The organism is Pseudomonas oplopanacis (genome assembly GCF_057128725.1).
In genome coordinates, this window is record NZ_JBSKHV010000006.1 from 254,525 (window position 1) to 269,598 (window position 15,074).

Consider the following 15,074-nt stretch of genomic DNA (forward strand, 5'->3'; position numbering starts at 1 on the left):
GGGCTTACAGCGCCGCAGCGTGCTCGGTCAGGTAAGCAGCAACGCCTTCTGGCGAAGCGTTCATGCCTTTGTCGCCTTTTTTCCAGTTGGCAGGGCAAACTTCGCCGTGCTCTTCGTGGAATTGCAGAGCGTCGACCAGACGGATCAGCTCTTCCATGTTACGGCCCAGCGGCAGGTCGTTGATGATCTGCGAGCGGACAACGCCTTTGTCGTCGATCAGGAATGCGCCACGGAAAGCAACGCCGTCAGCGGACTGAACGTCGTAGGCCTTCATGATTTCCTGCTTGATGTCGGCAGCCATGGTGTAGCGAACCTGGCCGATACCGCCATTGTTCACCGGGGTGTTGCGCCAGGCGTTGTGGGTGAAGTGCGAGTCGATCGACACGGCAATCACTTCAACGTTGCGGGACTTGAAGTCAGCCATGCGGTTGTCCAGAGCGATCAGCTCGGACGGGCAAACGAAGGTGAAGTCCAGTGGGTAGAAGAACACCAGGCCGTATTTGCCTTTGATGGCCGACGACAGGGTGAAGCTGTCTACGATTTCGCCATTGCCGAGGACGGCTGGAACGGTGAAGTCCGGGGCTTGTTTGCCTACGAGTACGCTCATTGGATATCTCCTGGTCTATTAACGTGAAGAACTGGATTCGCATCAGCCTGCCACCCTCAGGCGACAGCCCTGTGACACGATCCCCCTTCAAAGGACCGACCATCATACACGGCGTTTTTAGGCTGTCCTCAACGGTTTTTTGCAGGAGGATAAAAATTGCCATCGAGACCGTTACTGGCAGATTGCCTGAATGAAAACCGTTCGTCGGTCACGCCCGCTTATAACGCAAAGCTTTCAGAAACCACTTTGACAATCATTCTCGTTAACATTAAGATCCATCGCAATTGAGTCACAACCAGCGACGGTTTTCACTTATGTATGTCTGCCTCTGCACTGGCGTCACCGACGGTCAAATCCGCGATGCAATCTATGAAGGTTGCTGCAGCTATAAGGAAGTCCGTCAGGCCACCGGCGTTGCCAGCCAATGCGGCAAATGCGCCTGCCTTGCAAAGGAAGTGGTTCGCGAAACCCTGACCAAATTGCAATCGGCCCAGGCAGCCATTCCTTTCCCGGTAGAATTTACTGCCGCGTAAAGACCCTGATTCAAAGAACCGGACTTGATGTCCGGTTTTTTTATGTCTGAAAATCAACCGCTTACGCTCTAGACGCGGAACACAAACATTCTTATTCCGATTAATTTTCATATAAGTTTCAATAACTTAGGTTTGACACTATTACATACGCGGCTCAAACTCTGCCCTATAGACAGCTACTCAGGGCAGGACCCCATCATGAAAGGCGACGTTACAGTCATCCAGCATCTCAACAAGATCCTTGCCAATGAGCTGGTCGCGATCAATCAATACTTTTTGCATGCGCGCATGTATGAAGATTGGGGCCTGAACAAGCTGGGCAAGCACGAGTACCACGAATCCATCGACGAGATGAAGCACGCGGACAAGCTGATCAAGCGCATCCTTTTCCTTGAAGGCCTGCCGAACGTCCAGGACCTGGGCAAGTTGCACATCGGCGAGCACACCAAGGAAATGCTTGAGTGCGACCTGCGTATCGAACGCATCGGCCATGCCGATCTGAAAGTCGCCATCGCTCATTGCGAAACGGTCGGCGACTTCGGTAGCCGCGAACTGCTCGAAGACATTCTCGAGTCCGAGGAAGAACATATCGACTGGCTCGAAACCCAACTGGGCCTGATCGATAAAGTCGGTCTTGAGAACTATCTGCAATCGCAGATGGGCGAAGACGAGTAAGTCAGCGCACGCTAAACTCGAGACAGTAAAAAGCCCCGCACTCTTTTAAAGAGGCGGGGCTTTTTTATTGCCTACAAAGATCGAATCAAGCTTCGGTCTTGTTGGCAGCTGCCGCTTCAACAGCGGCTTTGATCGTGGTCTGCAACGAACCGTCAGCAGCCATTTCAGTCATGATGTCGCTACCGCCGACCAGCTCACCACCGACCCACAGTTGCGGGAAGGTTGGCCAGTTGGCGTATTTTGGCAGGTTGGCGCGGATTTCCGGGTTCTGCAGGATGTCCACGTACGCAAACTTTTCGCCACATGCCATCACGGCCTGCGCGGCTTTCGCGGAGAAGCCACACTGCGGGGCATTCGGCGAACCTTTCATGTAAAGCAGAATGGTGTTGTTAGCAATCTGCTCTTTAATCGTTTCGATGATATCCATGAAGCACCTCGGCTGAACTTTCCGACTCAGAGGTCGGCACGGTGGCGCATTGTAACGGAAACCCGAGCGCCATGCTCGGTCTCCCCGACAGACACGATCACGCCGCCGCCACGGTGACCGGCACGCCGTTCAACGCCGCATTCCCTGACAGCTCGTCGAGCTGACATTCATCGGTCAGGTCATTGGCGCTGGATCCCGGCTGGCCACTGGCAATTGTCATCTGCACACCCGGCCGCGCATGCCCCCAACCGTGCGGCAGGCTGACCACACCTTTCATCATGTCGAAGCTGGCGACCACTTCCACTTCAATCATCCCGACCCGGGAACTCACCCGCACACGCTGCCCGTCGCTGAGCCCGCGACTGGACAAATCGTCCGGGTGCATGAGCAGTTGATGGCGCGGCTTGCCCTTCACCAGACGGTGATAGTTGTGCATCCACGAGTTATTGCTGCGCACATGACGACGGCCAATCATCAGCAATTGATCCGCGGCTGGTGCTTGTAGCGCGGCGAAACGCGCGAGGTCGGCAAGGATCGCCGGCGGCGCTGCCTGTATGCGCTGATTGGCGGTTTTCAGGCGTGGCGTGAGGTTGGATTTCAACGCGCCCAGATCGACGCCATGCGGATGATCAAACAGCGTGGCGAGCGACAGCTTGTGTTCCGACGCATCGCCATACAGCCCCATCCGCAAGCCAAGGTCGATCATTTGCGCGGGCGCAATTGTCGGTTTCAGTTCCTTCCCGGTCTTCGCCGCAAACGCCTTGGCCAGGCCGACGAAGATCTCCCAGTCATGCAGTGCGCCTTCAGGCTTGGCCAGAATCGCCCGGTTGAAACGCGTGACGTTGCGCACCGCGAACATGTTGAACGTCGTGTCGTAGTGATCGTTTTCCAGCGCCGAGGTCGACGGCAGGATCAGGTCGGCATAGCGCGTGGTTTCGTTGATGTACAGGTCGACGCTGACCATGAACTCCAGGCCATCCAACGCCTGTTCCAGTTGCCGGCCATTGGGTGTCGACAGCACCGGGTTGCCGGCGACGGTGATCAGCGCGCGGACCTGTCCCTCCCCTTCGGTGAGCATTTCTTCAGCCAGCGCCGACACCGGCAACTCGCCGGCGTACTCCGGACGTGCGGACACTCGGCTTTGCCACCGATTGAAATGCCCTCCCGAGGTCGACGCCACCAGGTCCACTGCCGGTTCGGTGCACAGCGCACCGCCGACGCGATCGAGGTTGCCGGTGACCAGATTGATCAGTTGCACCAGCCAATGGCACAGCGTACCGAACGCCTGGGTCGAGACGCCCATGCGGCCGTAACACACGGCTGTCGGCGCCGCCGCAAAATCCCGGGCCAGTTGGCGGATCTGTTCGGCCGGCACGGCGCACAACGGGCTCATGGCTTCGGCGGTGAACGTGGCGATGGCCTGGCGCACGTCATCCAGACCGTCGACCGGTAAATGACTCTCACGCGTCAGGTTTTCAGTGAACAAGGTATTGAGCAGCCCGAACAACAACGCCGCATCGCCACCGGGACGCACGAACAGGTGCTGATCGGCCATCGCGGCGGTTTCGCTGCGACGCGGATCGACCACCACTACTTTGCCGCCCCGGGACTGAATCGCCTTCAGGCGTTTTTCCACATCCGGCACGGTCATGATGCTGCCGTTTGAAGCCAGCGGGTTACCGCCCAGGATCAGCATGAAATCGGTGTGATCGATGTCCGGAATCGGCAACAGCAAGCCGTGGCCGTACATCAAATGACTGGTCAGGTGATGCGGCAACTGATCGACCGACGTCGCGGAAAAACGGTTACGGGTTTTCAGCAAGCCAAGGAAATAATTACTGTGGGTCATCAACCCGTAGTTATGCACGCTGGGGTTGCCTTGATACACCGCCACCGCGTTCTGCCCGTGACGTTCCTGAATCGCCGCGAGGCGTTCGGCTACCAGGCTGAAGGCGTCTTCCCACGCAATAGGCTGCCATTCGCTGCCCACTCGCAGCATCGGCTGCCGCAGACGATCGGGATCGTTCTGAATATCTTGCAGGGCCACCGCCTTGGGGCAGATGTGTCCACGGCTGAACGTATCCAGCGGGTCGCCCTTGATCGAGGTGATCTGCACCGCGCCGTCGGCTTCGGTGGTTTCGATAGTCAGGCCGCAAATGGCTTCACACAAGTGGCACGCACGGTGATGGAGAGTCTTGGTCATGGCCCGTCTCTGTCTTGTTCTGGGCGGGCAATATCGGCCGCGGGATCAAAACTATGGCGCCAGACTGGCTCCTGCGCCAGCGACGTTCGTCTTGTGAATCGGCGTCCATCAGGCCAGCCGATGGCCGTGTGCACTCAGTTCGGCGGCAACCGGGGTGGCGCCTGCAACTGGACTTCCTGAAGGGTTTCGACCTGCTCCTGGGGAACATGCACCCCGGTGAGCTCGCCGATCAGTCGCCAATGCTCGTCGAGCCCGGTGCTGATGGTCGCCATGCGATCAATCATCCGTCGACCGGCGGCTTTGGTCACTTCGTCCTCACTGCGCATCAGCTCGAAGCACATCGAGGTCATTGAGGCGGTGAGGTGGGTCAGCGAGCGGGCCGTGAGGCCGAGTAAATCCATTAACAGCTGTTCTTTCGATTCCATTTCGAAGGCTTCCTGCGTCACTCGTCAGGTAGTTATAACCCAGCACTTTGCATTAGCAAATGTTTCAGGCCTGACCCGGACTTTACCGGGACGCAGAAGCCTTCAACGCTTTCTTCTTGAGAGGTGAAATCAATGCCGTCCAGATACCTCCGACGGCCAACCAAAGCATGATTCCAGAGCCGATCAGGATGATTGCTTTCTGGTTTGCCAGGATGCCCAGTTGATGAGGTTCCGCTTGATAGACCTGCAACGCAATATCGACAACGCTTACCACGGTAAACCACGCAACCACCAACGCAGCGCCATGCTTAAGGTCAGGCGTTGATCGGTAGAGCAGTGAAGCCCCCAGATAAATGCCCGTTGCGATCAATCCACCCACTACCAAACACTGGGTCGAATCAATCTGCACTCGTGTCGTCCTTGAAATTCTTCACACCAATAAAAGCACCGACGATAGCCCCCACCACGGCGCTCGGAACACCGGGATAAATCGTGCTGGCGATAATCGCGAAGCCCATGACCGTGGACAGCACTGCCATATCAAACGCCGGAGAGACCCGACGAAGCCGTGTCAGGCCTGCGTATCCGGTTTTATTGATCGACATACGGGGGTCCCTCCTTGGGAGTGTTTGACTTGATTCAGTCGACATTACGCAACGAGGCGCAGATTACCTGAGTACCGTCTGATTCCCGCACGCTAAACCGTAACAACAGACAACGCAGCCCCTGAGAAAACAAGCCATCTTCGGCGCACAACCCCAGGGCAGACGCGCGCGTTCAATGCGCGAGCCTGATCAAAGGGGTGGTTGCATACCCACTTGGGCACCGTGTACAAATGCTGAGCGACGAGGATCAAAAATTCATCGTTTGCATAGAACGGTTGCAGCGCTGCAACCTGTCGAAGTGGTAAAAATGAGCCCCCTATTGGTAAGACGCGACATTTAATTATAAGATCGCGCCTTCCCCTATTTCGTCGCCCCGTGCGGCTTACGCCGCAGGTCTCGCCCGTTGTTCCGTTAAACAAGGCTTTGAGCATCTGCGGTTTGTAGCAAAAAGGTAGTCAATGATGAGCGCAAGGCACTTTCTCTCCCTGATGGATTGCACGCCCGAAGAGCTGGTCAGCGTGATCCGTCGAGGCGTTGAGCTCAAGGACCTGCGTAACCGCGGCGTACTGTTCGAGCCTTTGAAAAACCGCGTCCTGGGGATGATTTTCGAGAAGTCCTCGACCCGTACCCGGATCTCGTTCGAAGCCGGCATGATCCAGCTCGGCGGCCAGGCGATCTTCCTTTCGCCGCGCGACACGCAACTGGGCCGTGGCGAGCCGATCGGCGACTGCGCGATCGTCATGTCGAGCATGCTCGACGCCGTGATGATCCGAACCTTTGCCCACAGCACCCTGACCGAATTCGCCGCCAACTCCCGTGTGCCGGTGATCAACGGCCTGTCCGACGACCTGCACCCGTGCCAGTTGCTGGCCGACATGCAAACCTTCCTCGAACATCGCGGTTCGATCCAGGGCAAGACCGTGGCCTGGATCGGCGACGGCAACAACATGTGCAACAGCTATATAGAAGCGGCGATCCAGTTCGACTTCCAGCTGCGCATTGCCTGTCCTGAAGGTTACGAACCCAACCCTGATTTCGTGACCAAGGCCGGCAATCGCGTGACCATTGTCCGCGATCCAAAGGAAGCCGTACGCGGCGCCCATCTGGTGAGCACCGACGTCTGGACCTCCATGGGCCAGGAAGAAGAAACCGCCAAGCGCCTGAAGCTGTTCGCGCCCTACCAGGTCAATCGTGCTCTGCTCGACCTGGCTGCGGACGACGTGCTGTTCATGCACTGCCTGCCGGCCCACCGCGGCGAAGAAATCAGCGTCGACCTGCTCGACGACAAACGCTCGGTCGCCTGGGATCAAGCCGAAAACCGTCTTCATGCACAAAAGGCCCTGCTCGAATTTCTCGTCGAGCCGGCGTATCACCACGCATGAGCCAGCCATTACTGCTTAATCTGCGCAACCTCGCCTGCGGCTATCAAGACCAGCGGGTCGTGCAGAACCTCAACCTGCATTTGAATGCCGGTGACATCGGTTGCTTGCTTGGCTCTTCGGGCTGCGGCAAAACCACCACGTTGCGGGCGATTGCCGGTTTCGAACCGGTGCACGAAGGTGAAATCACCTTGGCCGGCGAGACCATTTCCCGCGCCGGTTTCACCCTCGCCCCGGAGAAACGCCGGATCGGTATGGTGTTCCAGGATTACGCGCTGTTTCCGCATTTGAGCGTGGCCGAGAACATCGCCTTCGGGATCCGCAAGCATCCGCAAAAGGATCGCGTCATCGAGGAGCTGCTGGAACTCGTAAACCTGAAGAACCTCGGCAAGCGCTTCCCGCATGAACTGTCCGGCGGCCAGCAGCAGCGTGTTGCACTGGCCCGGGCATTGGCGCCGGAACCACAACTGCTGCTGCTCGACGAACCGTTTTCCAACCTTGATGGCGAACTGCGACGCAAGCTCAGCCATGAAGTGCGTGACATTCTCAAGGCCCGTGGCACCAGCGCGATTCTGGTGACCCACGACCAGGAAGAAGCGTTTGCCGTCAGCGATCATGTTGGCGTGTTCAAGGAAGGTCGGCTGGAACAGTGGGACACGCCTTACAACCTGTATCACGAACCGCAGACACCGTTCGTGGCCAGCTTCATTGGCCAGGGTTACTTCATCCGTGGTCAGTTGAGCAGCCCGGAATCGGTGCAGACCGAGCTGGGTGAATTGCGCGGCAATCGGGCTTACACCTGGCCGATGGGTGGTGCGGTGGACGTGTTGTTGCGCCCGGACGATATCGTCTATGCGCCGGACAGCTCGTTGAAGGCGCGAATTGTCGGCAAGTCGTTCCAGGGCGCGTCGACGTTGTATCGGTTGCAGATGCCAACCGGGGCACAACTGGAATCGATTTTCCCGAGCCATGCGGATCATCAGGTCGGTGCTGACGTTGGTATTCGTGTGGCGGCTGATCACCTGGTGCTGTTTCAGGCGTCTGGCAGCATTGCCGCGCAGATCCCGGTCGTCGAATCGGGCGTGCGCCGCTACAGCAACGCCAACTGACAATGTGGGAGCGAGCCCCTGTGGCGAGGGCTCGCTCCCACAGTTGTTTTGCGTCAGGCCAATTTCAGCGTGCCGCTCGCAACGAGCGTCGCATTCCCGCCAATCTTCACCCGATCACCTTCCAACCGACAGAACAACTCCCCTCCGCGTTTCGAACACTGATACGCGGTCAGGCTCGTTTTACCCAGCCGTTTCGACCAATACGGAATCAGGCTGCAATGGGTCGAGCCAGTCACCGGGTCTTCGTTGATACCAATCGCTGGCGCGAAATAGCGGGAGACAAAATCATGCTTGTTGCCTTTGGCGGTCACGATCGCCCCGGGCCACGGCAGCTTCGCCAATGCGGCCATGTCTGGCTGGCAATCAAGCACAGCCTGTTCCGACTCCAGCACCACAAACAACTCGTTTGAACCCAGCACATCGACCACTTCGACGCCCAGGGCGCGCTCGACATCCAGGGTGACACCCACTTCTGAGGGCGTGATCGCCGGGAAGTCCAGCCACAAACGCTCACCTTCGCGGCTCACACTCAACGGGCCGGACTTGCAAATGAAGTCCAGGCGTTCGGCGGGTTCTTTATAGACTTCAAACAACACATAAGCGCTGGCCAGCGTCGCGTGGCCGCACAACGGCACCTCGGTGGTCGGGGTAAACCAGCGAATGTGCCACCCCTGCCCTTCGCGCACGACAAAGGCGGTTTCGGCGAGATTGTGTTCGGCGGCGATTTTCTGCATCAACTCATCGGCGAGCCAGGCATCGAGCCGATAGACCATCGCCGGGTTGCCACTGAACGGCCGATCACTGAACGCGTCGACCTGGTGAAATTCAAGCTGCATGACCATCTCCCTGATTCAAGCGCGGCCGATATCGGCGAATTTCGCTTGAGTGTGCTCAGCCAGTACCGCCGGCGCCAACTCCACTTCCAGACCCCGTCGACCGGCACTGACAAAAATGCTGGCGAAAGGCTGAGCCGAATTATCGATGAAGGTACGCAAACGCTTCTTCTGCCCCAACGGACTGATTCCGCCCAACAGATACCCCGTCGCTCGCTGCGCAGCCGCCGGATCGGCCATTTCGACTTTTTTCACTCCCGCCGCATGCGCCAGATGCTTCAAGTCCAGACTCCCGACGACCGGTACCACCGCTACCAGCAATTCACCTTTTTCACTGGCCGCCAGCAAGGTCTTGAACACCTGCGCCGGGTCGAGCCCGAGCTTTTCCGCTGCCTCCAATCCATAGGACGCGGCCTTGGGGTCATGTTCGTAACTGTGCACGCGATGTTCGGCTCGAACTTTTTTCAACAAATCCAATGCGGGGGTCATGACAGTTCCAGACTGAGCGGCAGAAGAAGAATCTTGCGCTGAATTCTAGGACATTGCCTCGCAAAAGGCTCTATTGCGGCCCTGTTTTAAAGGGCTCGCGCCGACTTTTACCGTTCGTCCGTGCAGAAACCACTGCGTGAACAATACGATCATTCACCTGACTAATAGTTTGATTGTGACCGACAGTTCACTTTCGACCTTTGACAGCAGTGTTTCTTGTCTATATTTTTTCGAATCTGAATACAGCACGAAAGTCCTACAGCAGCACCCGGCAGTAAACCAAGACCAGGATGGGGATCCTGCCTTGGTGAAAATCGCGCTTCGACCATGATGAAAAAAGCGCCAGACAACAAAAACAATTGAGGTTTTCAATGACAACTGCTTTACAACAACCGTCGCTCTCGAGCCAATGCATGGCCGAGTTCCTGGGCACTGCCCTGCTTATCTTTTTCGGGACCGGTTGTGTTGCCGCGCTCAAGGTCGCGGGTGCCAGCTTTGGCTTGTGGGAAATCAGCATCATCTGGGGCGTCGGCGTCAGCATGGCGATCTACCTGACTGCCGGGATTTCCGGGGCGCACCTCAATCCTGCCGTGAGCATTGCCCTGAGCATTTTCGCTGACTTCGAAAAGCGTAAATTGCCGTTTTACATCCTCGCCCAAGTGGCGGGCGCCTTCTGCGGCGCACTGTTGGTCTACACGCTGTACAGCAATCTCTTCTTCGATTTCGAACAAACCCACCACATGGTCCGCGGCACTCAAGCCAGCCTGGAATTGGCGTCGGTGTTCTCGACCTTCCCCAATCCGGCCCTGACCACAGCCCAGGCATTCCTGGTGGAAGTGATCATCACCGCGATCCTGATGGGCGTGATCATGTCCCTGACCGATGACAACAACGGTCTGCCCAACGGGCCAATGGCGCCGCTGCTGATCGGCCTGCTGATTGCCGTGATCGGCAGCTCGATGGGCCCGCTGACTGGTTTCGCGATGAACCCGGCGCGTGATTTCGGACCGAAGCTGATGACTTTCTTCGCGGGCTGGGGTGAAATTTCCTTCACCGGCGGGCGTGATATCCCGTATTTCCTGATTCCTGTTTTTGCACCGATTGTCGGTGCCTGCCTCGGTGCTGCCGCCTATCGCGGGCTGATTGCCCGTCATCTGCCCAGCGCCACACCTGCTACAAAGGAAGCAACACCGGCCATTGACGGCAAACCAAGAACTTCTTGATACCGTAGGCGCGTGACCCTGCCCCTGTGGCGCGCGCCTGACCTCACTCCCTAATTTCGTCCAAGGCAATCGACATGACCGACACTCAGAATAAGAACTACATCATTGCCCTCGATCAGGGTACGACCAGCTCGCGCGCGATCATTTTCGACCGCGATGCGAACGTGGTCTGCACCGCCCAGCGCGAATTTGCCCAGCATTACCCGCAAGCCGGTTGGGTCGAACATGACCCGATGGAAATCTTCGCCACCCAAAGCGCCGTGATGGTCGAGGCCCTGGCACAAGCCGGCCTGCATCACGACCAGGTCGCGGCCATCGGCATCACCAACCAGCGCGAAACCACCGTGGTCTGGGACAAGACCACCGGCCGCCCGATTTACAACGCGATCGTCTGGCAGTGCCGGCGCAGCACCGAGATCTGCCAGCAACTCAAGCGCGACGGTCACGAGCAATACATCAGCGACACCACGGGCCTGGTCACCGACCCGTACTTCTCCGGCACCAAGCTCAAGTGGATCCTCGACAACGTCGAAGGCAGCCGCGAGCGTGCGCGCAACGGCGAGCTGCTGTTCGGCACCGTCGACAGCTGGCTGATCTGGAAATTTACCGGCGGCAAAGTCCACGTCACCGACTACACCAACGCCTCGCGCACCATGCTCTTCAACATCCACACCCTGGAGTGGGACGCGAAGATGCTGGAGGTGCTGGATATCCCGCGCGAAATGCTGCCAACCGTCAAGTCGTCTTCGGAAATCTACGGCCACACCAAAAGCGGCATCGCCATCGGCGGTATTGCCGGTGACCAGCAAGCCGCGCTGTTCGGCCAGATGTGCGTCGAGCCCGGCCAGGCAAAAAACACCTACGGCACCGGCTGCTTCTTGCTGATGAACACCGGCGACAAAGCGGTGAAATCCAAGCACGGCATGCTGACTACCATCGCTTGCGGCCCACGCGGCGAAGTGGCGTATGCGCTGGAAGGCGCGGTATTCAACGGCGGTTCCACGGTTCAGTGGCTGCGTGATGAACTGAAAATCATCAACGACGCCCATGACACCGAATACTTCGCCAACAAGGTCAAGGACAGCAACGGCGTGTACCTCGTGCCGGCCTTCACCGGCCTGGGCGCGCCGTACTGGGACCCGTATGCCCGTGGCGCCCTGTTCGGCCTGACCCGGGGCGTGCGCGTGGACCACATCATTCGTGCCGCCCTGGAATCGATTGCCTACCAGACCCGCGACGTGCTCGACGCCATGCAACAGGATTCCGGCGAACGCCTCAAAGCCCTGCGCGTGGATGGCGGCGCGGTAGCGAACAACTTCCTGATGCAATTCCAGGCCGACATCCTCGGCACTCAGGTCGAACGTCCGCAAATGCGTGAAACCACCGCACTCGGCGCCGCTTACCTGGCCGGCCTGGCGTGTGGCTTCTGGGGTAGCCTGGAAGAACTGCGCGGCAAGGCCGTGATCGAGCGCGAGTTCGAACCGACCCTGGACGAAGCCGCGAAGGAAAAACTCTACGCCGGCTGGAAAAAAGCCGTCAGCCGCACCCGCGATTGGGAACCGCATGAAGGCGCTGAATAAGCCAACAACAGGTTCGCAATAGGTTGTAACTGGTCGGGAGCGGATTCCTGCGGCATCATGGGCAAATTTTGCACGGCAGCCCAAAGGAAGCCCCATGAATCTGCCTCCCCGTCAGCAGCAAATCCTCGAGCTGGTTCGCGAACGCGGTTACGTCAGTATCGAGGAAATGGCCACGCTGTTCGTCGTCACACCGCAAACCATCCGCCGCGATATCAATCAGCTCGCGGAAGCCAATCTGTTGCGTCGCTACCATGGCGGCGCGGCCTACGATTCCAGTGTCGAAAACACCGCCTACGCCATGCGCGCCGACCAGATGCGCGATGAGAAACAGCGTATCGGTGAAGCCATTGCAGCCCAGATTCCCGATCACGCCTCGCTGTTCATCAATATCGGTACCACCACCGAATCGATTGCCCGGGCGCTGCTCAACCACAATCACCTGAAAATCATCACCAATAACCTGCACGTGGCCTCGATGCTCAGCGCCAAGGACGACTTCGACGTTCTGCTGACCGGTGGCAACGTGCGGCGCGATGGCGGTGTGGTCGGTCAGGCGAGTGTCGACTTTATCAACCAGTTCAAAGTCGACTTTGCGCTGGTGGGCATCAGCGGCATCGACGAAGACGGCAGCCTGCTGGACTTCGACTATCAGGAAGTGCGGGTGTCGCAGGCGATCATCGCCAATGCGCGGCAGGTGATTCTGGCGGCGGACTCCAGCAAATTCGGGCGCAACGCCATGATTCGTTTGGGGCCGATCAGCCTGATCGATTGCCTGGTCACCGACCAGCCGCCGGTGCCGGCGTTGGCGCAGTTGTTGAGTCAGCACAAGATTCGACTCGAAGTCGTTTAGTCCTTCAGAAGCAGCTCCCCTGTGGCGAGGGAGCTCGCTCCCGCTGGGTGGCGAAGCCGCCCAAAACCAGACAATGCGGCCTGCCAGGTAAACCACATCCCCTTTTTGGGAGTGCTGCGCACTCCAGCGGGAGCAAGCTCCCTCGCCACAAAGGTCAGCACCCCCTTCATTCAATGTTCGAAAATTTTCCTTTAACCGCCCTTCGATCAGTTTTTTCAATCGAAGTTAGCTGGCTGTGGGCGTCTTTATGGGCTACCATTTTCGCAAATGAACATTAATGTTCGAATTCAAATACATAAAACAAGCACCGAGGCCAGCCGATGCCCACTTCCACCTTGCCTACGCCCCCTCTCGCTGAGGTCTACGACATCGCCGTCATCGGTGGCGGGATCAATGGCGTAGGGATCGCAGCGGATGCCGCCGGCCGCGGTCTTTCGGTGTTCCTTTGTGAAAAGGACGACTTGGCCAGCCACACGTCCTCGGCCAGCAGCAAGCTGATCCACGGTGGCCTGCGCTACCTCGAACATTACGAATTCCGCCTTGTGCGCGAAGCCCTCGCCGAGCGCGAAGTGCTGTTGGCCAAGGCGCCGCACATCGTCAAGCAGATGCGCTTCGTGTTGCCGCATCGCCCCCACTTGCGCCCGGCGTGGATGATTCGCGCCGGCCTGTTCCTGTATGACCACCTCGGCAAACGGGAAAAACTGGCAGGTTCGAAAAGCCTGAAGTTCGGTGCGGACAGCGCACTGAAAAGCGAAATAACCAAAGGCTTCGAATACTCCGATTGCTGGGTCGATGACGCGCGCCTCGTTGTGCTGAACGCCATGGCCGCCCGCGAAAAAGGCACCCACGTTCACACCCAGACCCGTTGTGTCAGCGCTCGTCGCACCAAAGGCCTGTGGCACCTGCACCTGGAGCGTGCCGATGGCAGCCTGTTTTCGATCCGCGCCAAGGCCCTGGTGAATGCGGCCGGCCCGTGGGTGGCCAAGTTCATTCGTGACGACCTGAAGATGGAATCGCCATACGGTATCCGCCTGATCCAGGGCAGCCACCTGATCGTGCCGAAGCTGTACGAAGGCGAACACGCGCACATTCTGCAAAACGAAGATCAGCGCATCGTCTTCACCATTCCGTACCTGAACCATTTCACCCTGATCGGCACCACCGACCGTGAGTACACCGGCGATCCCGCCAAAGTGGCAATCACCGAAGGCGAAACCGACTACCTGCTGAAAGTGGTCAACGCCCACTTCAGGAAGCAGATCAGCCGCGACGATATCCTGCACAGCTATTCCGGCGTTCGCCCGCTGTGCAACGACGAATCCGACAACCCGTCGGCCGTCACCCGCGACTACACCCTGGCGCTGTCGGGCACTGGCGAAGAAGCGCCATTGTTGTCGGTGTTCGGCGGCAAGCTGACCACCTACCGCAAACTGGCCGAGTCGGCGCTGGCACAACTGGCACCGTACTTCACGCACATCAAGCCAAGCTGGACCGCCAGCGCCACGCTGCCGGGTGGCGAAGACATGACCACCCCGCAAGCCTTATGCGCTTTGATCCGCGACAAGTACGACTGGGTACCGACCGAAATCGCCCGCCGCTGGGCCACTACTTATGGCAGCCGCACCTGGCGCATGCTCGAAGGCGTACAGAACCTCAGTGACATGGGTGAACATATCGGCGGCGGGCTCTACACCCGCGAAGTCGATTACCTGTGCAGCGATGAGTGGGCGACCACCGCTCACGATATTTTGTGGCGTCGCAGCAAGCTCGGGCTGTTCACCACCCCGGCCGAACAGCAGAAGCTGGCGGATTACCTGAGCAAGGTTGAACAGAATCGCAGCAAGATCGAAGCGGCCTGATCGGGAAGCCGGTTAAAGCAAAGCCCCTGAATCGAGAGATTCAGGGGCTTTTTACTTTCCCCCAGCCACCACCTGTCAGGCCTGAGATCTCATTCGGTTTTCCGAACGCGACCCGTCAGTCGATTCGGTTAACCGGATTTTTCCTCGCGAAAAATAACGCCATAAATATTTAATACCCTTATAAATCAACACGTTGATCTATCACGCCTGGCCTGGCACGAGTCATGCTCTACACTTCTTCGACGAATGCCTGTTGCACCTCCTCAGGAGTACACCG

General features: G+C 58.2%; 16 protein-coding genes. 8 read left to right on the forward strand and 8 right to left on the reverse strand.

The genetic code is table 11. The annotated features are described in order from the left end of the window. Positions 1-4: 4 nt before the first annotated feature. Positions 5-607, reverse strand: coding sequence for a peroxiredoxin (locus ACWKV5_RS15140; protein WP_483841873.1), 603 nt, complete (start codon positions 605-607; stop codon positions 5-7). Between the two features lie 314 nt (positions 608-921). Here ACWKV5_RS15140 and ACWKV5_RS15145 point away from each other — a divergent pair, with 314 nt between their 5' ends. After that, positions 922-1,140: a bacterioferritin-associated ferredoxin gene (locus tag ACWKV5_RS15145; protein ID WP_007943567.1), complete on the forward strand. Its 219-nt coding sequence runs from the start codon at positions 922-924 to the stop codon at positions 1,138-1,140. A 198-nt stretch (positions 1,141-1,338) separates the two neighbouring features. After that, entirely contained in the window at positions 1,339-1,815 is a 477-nt protein-coding gene (gene bfr, locus ACWKV5_RS15150) for a bacterioferritin (protein ID WP_046026484.1), read from the forward strand. 85 nt (positions 1,816-1,900) lie between these two features. Here the strand turns inward: bfr and grxD are convergent, their stop codons facing one another. From grxD to ACWKV5_RS15175, 5 genes are all read right to left on the reverse strand, one after another. Then, complete coding sequence (gene grxD / locus ACWKV5_RS15155) at positions 1,901-2,242, reverse strand: Grx4 family monothiol glutaredoxin (protein WP_007943565.1); 342 nt, start codon at positions 2,240-2,242, stop codon at positions 1,901-1,903. Between the two features lie 97 nt (positions 2,243-2,339). Further along, positions 2,340-4,445, reverse strand: a complete 2,106-nt coding sequence (locus tag ACWKV5_RS15160; RefSeq protein ID WP_483841874.1) for a molybdopterin oxidoreductase family protein — start codon at positions 4,443-4,445, stop codon at positions 2,340-2,342. A gap of 134 nt (positions 4,446-4,579) precedes the next feature. Next, positions 4,580-4,870: a hypothetical protein gene (locus ACWKV5_RS15165; protein ID WP_483841875.1), complete on the reverse strand. Its 291-nt coding sequence runs from the start codon at positions 4,868-4,870 to the stop codon at positions 4,580-4,582. A gap of 82 nt (positions 4,871-4,952) precedes the next feature. Next, positions 4,953-5,279: a hypothetical protein gene (locus tag ACWKV5_RS15170; protein WP_483841876.1), complete on the reverse strand. Its 327-nt coding sequence runs from the start codon at positions 5,277-5,279 to the stop codon at positions 4,953-4,955. Then, complete coding sequence (locus ACWKV5_RS15175) at positions 5,269-5,475, reverse strand: hypothetical protein (protein WP_140668357.1); 207 nt, start codon at positions 5,473-5,475, stop codon at positions 5,269-5,271. Before ACWKV5_RS15175 ends, ACWKV5_RS15170 begins: the two co-directional genes overlap by 11 nt. 461 nt (positions 5,476-5,936) lie before the next feature. Between ACWKV5_RS15175 and argF the strand changes: the two genes are divergently transcribed. Continuing rightward, the gene (argF, locus tag ACWKV5_RS15180) at positions 5,937-6,857 is read left to right on the forward strand and encodes an ornithine carbamoyltransferase (protein ID WP_483841877.1); all 921 of its coding nucleotides are present in this window, start codon (positions 5,937-5,939) and stop codon (positions 6,855-6,857) included. Then, positions 6,854-7,963: an ABC transporter ATP-binding protein gene (locus ACWKV5_RS15185; protein WP_483841878.1), complete on the forward strand. Its 1,110-nt coding sequence runs from the start codon at positions 6,854-6,856 to the stop codon at positions 7,961-7,963. Before argF ends, ACWKV5_RS15185 begins: the two co-directional genes overlap by 4 nt. Positions 7,964-8,016: 53 nt before the next feature. On the opposite strand, the gene ACWKV5_RS15190 is transcribed toward ACWKV5_RS15185, so the two are convergent. Both ACWKV5_RS15190 and ybaK read right to left on the reverse strand, forming a co-directional pair. Then, positions 8,017-8,799 (reverse strand): PhzF family phenazine biosynthesis protein, encoded by a 783-nt coding sequence (locus ACWKV5_RS15190; RefSeq protein WP_483841879.1) that lies wholly within the window; start codon positions 8,797-8,799, stop codon positions 8,017-8,019. Positions 8,800-8,814: 15 nt separating this feature from the next. Next, complete coding sequence (ybaK, locus tag ACWKV5_RS15195) at positions 8,815-9,285, reverse strand: Cys-tRNA(Pro) deacylase (RefSeq protein WP_123434948.1); 471 nt, start codon at positions 9,283-9,285, stop codon at positions 8,815-8,817. 371 nt (positions 9,286-9,656) lie between these two features. On the opposite strand from ybaK, the gene ACWKV5_RS15200 reads away from it, so the two are divergent. From ACWKV5_RS15200 to glpD, 4 genes are all read left to right on the forward strand, one after another. Next, positions 9,657-10,508: an MIP/aquaporin family protein gene (locus ACWKV5_RS15200; protein WP_483841880.1), complete on the forward strand. Its 852-nt coding sequence runs from the start codon at positions 9,657-9,659 to the stop codon at positions 10,506-10,508. Positions 10,509-10,582: 74 nt separating this feature from the next. Then, positions 10,583-12,088 (forward strand): glycerol kinase GlpK, encoded by a 1,506-nt coding sequence (glpK, locus tag ACWKV5_RS15205; protein ID WP_483841881.1) that lies wholly within the window; start codon positions 10,583-10,585, stop codon positions 12,086-12,088. A gap of 94 nt (positions 12,089-12,182) precedes the next feature. Next, a complete protein-coding gene (locus ACWKV5_RS15210; protein WP_007943555.1) occupies positions 12,183-12,938 on the forward strand; it encodes a DeoR family transcriptional regulator in 756 nt (251 codons plus the stop codon). Between the two features lie 320 nt (positions 12,939-13,258). Beyond that, the gene (gene glpD / locus ACWKV5_RS15215; RefSeq protein WP_483841882.1) at positions 13,259-14,797 is read left to right on the forward strand and encodes a glycerol-3-phosphate dehydrogenase; all 1,539 of its coding nucleotides are present in this window, start codon (positions 13,259-13,261) and stop codon (positions 14,795-14,797) included. Positions 14,798-15,074: the final 277 nt, after the last annotated feature.

Bases quoted from the DNA above. Each gene is read 5' to 3' on its own strand.
- ACWKV5_RS15140 (WP_483841873.1), bottom strand. From the start codon at position 607: ATGAGCGTACTCGTAGGCAAACAAGCCCCGGACTTCACCGTTCCAGCC.
- ACWKV5_RS15145 (WP_007943567.1), top strand. From the start codon at position 922: ATGTATGTCTGCCTCTGCACTGGCGTCACCGACGGTCAAATCCGCGAT.
- bfr (WP_046026484.1), top strand. From the start codon at position 1,339: ATGAAAGGCGACGTTACAGTCATCCAGCATCTCAACAAGATCCTTGCC.
- grxD (WP_007943565.1), bottom strand. From the start codon at position 2,242: ATGGATATCATCGAAACGATTAAAGAGCAGATTGCTAACAACACCATT.
- ACWKV5_RS15160 (WP_483841874.1), bottom strand. From the start codon at position 4,445: ATGACCAAGACTCTCCATCACCGTGCGTGCCACTTGTGTGAAGCCATT.
- ACWKV5_RS15165 (WP_483841875.1), bottom strand. From the start codon at position 4,870: ATGGAATCGAAAGAACAGCTGTTAATGGATTTACTCGGCCTCACGGCC.
- ACWKV5_RS15175 (WP_140668357.1), bottom strand. From the start codon at position 5,475: ATGTCGATCAATAAAACCGGATACGCAGGCCTGACACGGCTTCGTCGG.
- argF (WP_483841877.1), top strand. From the start codon at position 5,937: ATGAGCGCAAGGCACTTTCTCTCCCTGATGGATTGCACGCCCGAAGAG.
- ACWKV5_RS15185 (WP_483841878.1), top strand. From the start codon at position 6,854: ATGAGCCAGCCATTACTGCTTAATCTGCGCAACCTCGCCTGCGGCTAT.
- ACWKV5_RS15190 (WP_483841879.1), bottom strand. From the start codon at position 8,799: ATGCAGCTTGAATTTCACCAGGTCGACGCGTTCAGTGATCGGCCGTTC.
- ybaK (WP_123434948.1), bottom strand. From the start codon at position 9,285: ATGACCCCCGCATTGGATTTGTTGAAAAAAGTTCGAGCCGAACATCGC.
- ACWKV5_RS15200 (WP_483841880.1), top strand. From the start codon at position 9,657: ATGACAACTGCTTTACAACAACCGTCGCTCTCGAGCCAATGCATGGCC.
- glpK (WP_483841881.1), top strand. From the start codon at position 10,583: ATGACCGACACTCAGAATAAGAACTACATCATTGCCCTCGATCAGGGT.
- ACWKV5_RS15210 (WP_007943555.1), top strand. From the start codon at position 12,183: ATGAATCTGCCTCCCCGTCAGCAGCAAATCCTCGAGCTGGTTCGCGAA.
- glpD (WP_483841882.1), top strand. From the start codon at position 13,259: ATGCCCACTTCCACCTTGCCTACGCCCCCTCTCGCTGAGGTCTACGAC.